Here is a 2,313-nt window from a genome sequence, read left to right as displayed (position 1 = left end):
CAGCAGGCCTTGATCGACGCCTGCGAGGCCCGGCTTCGCACCGCTATCCGGTGCCTGCATGAGATCGTGGAAGGCGACCGGCTCGCCGAGGTCAAGGTGCGTTCGTACTTCGTCGGCGGCATCGAGACCGAAGGGCAGCTGGACGCCGCGCTGTCCGGTCTGCGCGAGGAATGCGCCCGGCTGATCGAGGCCGCCAAGAAGGTCGTGGCGTCGTGACCGATTCCGTCGATCTCGATGCGCTCGCGCGCCGGGAGAACGAGCAGACCGAGTGGAAGGAGAATGTCGCCGACGTCGAGAAGGTGGTGGCGACGCTCGCCGCGTTCGCCAACGACCTGCAGAATCTCGGCGGCGGCTACGTGGTCTGCGGCGTCGCCGAGGACAAGGACGAGCACGGCTTCCCGGTCCTGCGGCGGACCGGCCTCACCGCCGCCCGGCTCAAGGAGGTCGAAGGCAGGGTCCTCTCCCTCTGCCGCGCGAAGGTCTCGCCGCCGATCACTCCCCTCGTCGAGGAGCTCCCGACGAACAACCCGCAGCGGCGGATCCTGGTCTTCGTCCAGCCTGCCACGGGCAGCGCGCACACCTTCCGGCGGGATGACGACGGCACCAGGCACTACGTGCGGATCAGCCGTTCGACGATCGAGGCGCGTAACGGGGTGCTCAAGGATCTCCTGGTGCGCAAGGGCGCCCTCGAGCCATGGGACCGCAGGCCGTGCAACGGCGCCACCGAGGCCGACCTTGACCTGATCGCGCTGCGTGACGCTCTGCAGCGTATGGGCGTCTTTTCCACTGATCTTGGTGTCGAGCCCTACCTGTCGCCCGATGTCTCCATCAGTGCGTTCGTCCCACCCCTGCTCGTGGCCGAGCCCCTGAGTGGCGTCCTACGGCCGCGCAACTTCGCCGTGCTGTTGTTCGGACGGGAGACCCAACGGTTCATCCCCGGAGCGGTCACCTTTTTCTCCATCTATCCGGGAGTGGACCGCTCAGATCCGCATGCGGAGCGGCACGAGCTGGCCGGCAATCTCCTCGAACAGGCCAGACGGCTGCAGGAACTGTTCGACGTCCAGTCGTACACGGCGTTCGACAAGACCGATCCGGCGGTACCTAACGCGATCAAGTATCCGACACGCGCCCTGTACGAGGCGATGGGGAACGCGCTGGCGCACCGCGACTACGAGGTGGCCGACCCGACCCGGCTGACGGTCTTCGCCGATCGCGTCGCGGTCGCCTCCCCCGGCCCGCTCCCCTCGGGAGTCGACATCGAGGTTCTGCGTGCGGGCACGGCCCCGCCCAGGTGGCGGAACCAGGCGCTGGCCTGGTTCTTCGCCCGGATGCAGCTCGCGCAGGCGGAGGGACAGGGAGTTCCCACGATCCTGCGGTTGATGCGGGAGCAGGGAAACCCGCCGCCGGTCTTCGAGGCCGACCAGGTCCGGGTGGTCTGCACGCTGCCCGCGCACCCTCGGCATGCCGCGCTGCGGGATCTCCGCTCGGCCGAACAGGCGCTCGTGCTCGGTGACCTTGATCGGGCCAGGGCGCGGGTCGAGGGAGTGCTCGGCAACGACCCGCTCAACTTCCGCGCGATCCAGCTCTTCGCCGAGGTGCACCTTGCCAGGCGGGACTCCGCCGCTGTCGCCGCCTGGGTACGTACGCACGCAGGCCAGTTCGACGCCCTGCCGTCCCAGGTCCTGCTGCTGTTGGGCGAGGCCGTCGGGACGGAGCAGGCCCGCGGCGAGGACCGGCCGCTCGCGATCGACCTCTTGGTGCGTGCGGCCCGCGGGCGGCTGGAGGAGCGCCAGCTGCGGCGCATCGTGGTCGCGATGCGCCGGGCCCACGACGACGAGGGCGCCTACGCGCTGATCGACCGGCAGATGCTGGAACATCCCGAATGGGCGAACAACCCGTTACTGCTCCAGCTGCGCGGCGACGCGCTGATCGGCCTGGCCAAGCGGTGCCGCGAGATGGCGAAGAAGCCGGGCATCGCGCAGCTGACCAGGGAGCGCGCATGGCGGGACTTCCATTCGTACATGGAACAGGCCGAGCGGGACCTGCGTGCCGCCCTGGCGCTGAGCGTCGACCAGCACCTCACCGACCAGATCAACGTCAACATCGCCTTCCTGGCGAAGCTGCGGCGGGCCAACCAGCCCCCGCAGCGGCGCGCGGCTCGCGGGCGGCGAGGATAGGTCGGTGGACAAGCCGACACGCGCCGCCCGCGAGCCGCGACGCTCAAGGCGCGCCGGCTCTTGGACGACGACTTCACCGCCCAGCTGGAGGCCGACCGCGCTGCCTCCGACCTCGCAGACCATGCTCGGAGTGCGC

At 69.6% G+C, this 2,313-nt stretch carries 2 protein-coding genes; both read left to right on the top strand.

Features of this window, described 5'->3' with window-relative positions:
• Nucleotides 1–216 (top strand): hypothetical protein (locus U9980_RS23550; protein ID WP_322769936.1); only part of this gene is annotated, 216 nt, incomplete at its 5' end.
• Nucleotides 213–2,177 carry an ATP-binding protein gene (locus tag U9980_RS23545; RefSeq protein ID WP_322769935.1) on the top strand — a complete coding sequence of 655 codons (1,965 nt, stop codon included), beginning with the start codon at nt 213–215 and terminating at the stop codon, nt 2,175–2,177. The genes U9980_RS23550 and U9980_RS23545, both read left to right, overlap by 4 nt.
• Nucleotides 2,178–2,313: the final 136 nt, after the last annotated feature.

Origin of the sequence: Protofrankia sp. Cr1 (genome assembly GCF_963555865.1) — a bacterium.
GTDB lineage: Bacteria > Actinomycetota > Actinomycetes > Frankiales > Frankiaceae > Protofrankia.
This window is presented reverse-complemented; position numbering and strand designations above follow the sequence as displayed.